2 protein-coding genes and 1 pseudogene are annotated in these 2039 nt (G+C 37.5%); 2 read left to right on the top strand and 1 reads right to left on the bottom strand.

Features of this window, described 5'->3' with window-relative positions:
- Both HT708_RS02655 and HT708_RS02650 read left to right on the top strand, forming a co-directional pair.
- Window positions 1–397: pseudogene (locus HT708_RS02655) on the top strand (N-acetylmuramoyl-L-alanine amidase family protein); the annotation flags it as partial.
- Between the two features lie 18 nt (window positions 398–415).
- A complete protein-coding gene (locus HT708_RS02650; RefSeq protein ID WP_172925935.1) occupies window positions 416–1276 on the top strand; it encodes an N-acetylmuramoyl-L-alanine amidase family protein in 861 nt (286 codons plus the stop codon).
- Window positions 1277–1523: 247 nt separating this feature from the next.
- On the opposite strand, the gene ndk is transcribed toward HT708_RS02650, so the two are convergent.
- Complete coding sequence (gene ndk / locus HT708_RS02645) at window positions 1524–1937, bottom strand: nucleoside-diphosphate kinase (protein ID WP_000438300.1); 414 nt, start codon at window positions 1935–1937, stop codon at window positions 1524–1526.
- Window positions 1938–2039: the final 102 nt, after the last annotated feature.

The raw sequence follows: 2039 nt of genomic DNA, 5'->3' as shown, positions 1-2039 counted from the left end.
TTTCATCTACTCTGTTATTCGAGGGCATTCTATTGATGGTTGGAAATTGATTGGTGGTACTTGGTACTATTATAAGAACAGTACGAAACAAACAGGTTGGCAAAAGATAAATGACACTTGGTACTATCTAGACGCCTCCGGTAAGATGCTCACAGATTGGCAAAAAGTAAATGGGAAATGGTATTATCTGGAAACCTCTGGTTCAATGGCAACAGGTTGGAAATATATACGAGGCAGATGGTATTACTTAGATAATAAAAATGGAGACATGAAAACCGGTTGGATAAAAGTGGGAGGAAATTGGTATTATCTCAATTCAAGTGGAGCAATGGTTACAGGTAGCCAAACTATTGATGGTAAAGTTTATAATTTCGCTTCATCTGGTGAATGGATTTAATATTGGAGGTATATATAAATGAAACTTTTGAAAAAAACTATGCAAGCTGGACTAACAGTAATTTTCTTTGGTTTGCTAGCTACGAATACAGTATTTGCAGATAACTCTGAAGGATGGCAGTTTGTCCAAGAAAACGGTAGAACCTATTACAAAAAGGGGAACCTCAAAGAAACGGACTGGCGAGTGATTGATGGGAAGACCTATTATTTTGATTATAATGGCGAAATGGTTGTTGGTTGGCAGTACATTCCAATGCCAGTTAAAGGATATACAATTGGTCCTTACCCTAATGGTATCAGATTAGAAGGTTCCCCAATGCCAGAATGGTACTACTTTGACGAAAATGGAGTGCTACAAGAGTTTGTTGGTTGGCAAGAATTAGAGCTAAAATATTCCTTAACCGTTGGGAAAAAACATGGTGAAGGCTGGGAAGGTCCCGAAGTTCTTAAATTAGCATACTACTACTTTGATCAAGATCATTATTTAAAGACAGGTTGGCTTTATGATCAATCTAACTGGTATTACCTAGCAAAAACAGGAAATTCTGGGAATAAGAATCTTGGTGGTGAAAGACGTGTAGGTTGGATAAATGATGGTTCAGCTTGGTACTATCTAGATTCAGAAACTGGTATCATGCAAACTGGTTGGAAGCAAATTGGCAATAAGTGGTACTACCTCCGTTCATCAGGTGCAATGGCAACAGGTTGGGTGAAAGATGGTTCAATATGGTACTATCTAAATGCAAGTAATGGAGATATGAAAACAGGCTGGTTCCAAATCAATGGTAAATGGTATTATGCCTATGGTTCAGGTGCTCTAGCTGTTAATACCACAGTAGATGGTTACTACGTAAACTATAATGGTGAGTGGGTTAAGTAACGAATGCTAATCGTAACTGTAGTTGATACTTAACTTATTAAAAAGAGCTTTTTTCTACCATTTGTCAACTCTATCAATTTTTAAGAATTAAATGAGTGAAGACAGTAGCTATTCAGTATGTTTATCTACTGTAGTAGGTTGAAGAAAAACTAAGAATGAGAAAGGACGAAGTTAGTCCTTTCTTTTTTATGTGACTATACTTTCTATTCAAATGAGCTTTTAACCGATTGATTGAGCCAATCAACTCTTAAAACCAAAGAGCAATTTCTCGCTTAGCTGACTCTTCTGAATCTGAACCATGTACAACATTTTGGATAGTCTCATTTTCTCCAGCAGCTTTTGCAAAATCAACTCGAATAGTTCCTGGTAAAGCTTCTTCTGGATCAGTTGCACCCATCATGGTCCGCCAAGTTTCGATTACTTTGGGATCAGAAATGATACCTACAAGAACCGGTCCTGAAGTCATAAATTCACGAATCGGTGGGTAAAAACTTTGACCAACCAAGTCCTGATAGTGCTGGTCAATTAACTCTTCTGAAAGCTGTGTACGCAACTCCAATTTTTCAATTGTAAATCCACGTTGTTCGATACGTTTCAACACTTCACCCACTAGTCCTCTTTTTACACCATCTGGTTTAATGATAAAAAATGTTTGTTCCATACCTGTCTCCTTTGTCAGCTTCTTTCTTTTATACTCTTCGAAAATCTCTTTAAACCACGTCAACGTCGCCTTGCCGTAGGTATATGTTACTGACTTCGTCAG

This window comes from Streptococcus sp. 3613 (assembly GCF_013277375.1).
GTDB classification, from domain to species: domain Bacteria; phylum Bacillota; class Bacilli; order Lactobacillales; family Streptococcaceae; genus Streptococcus; species Streptococcus pseudopneumoniae.
The sequence above is the reverse complement of the archived record's forward strand: the minus strand, read 5'-3'. Positions and strand labels throughout refer to the sequence as shown.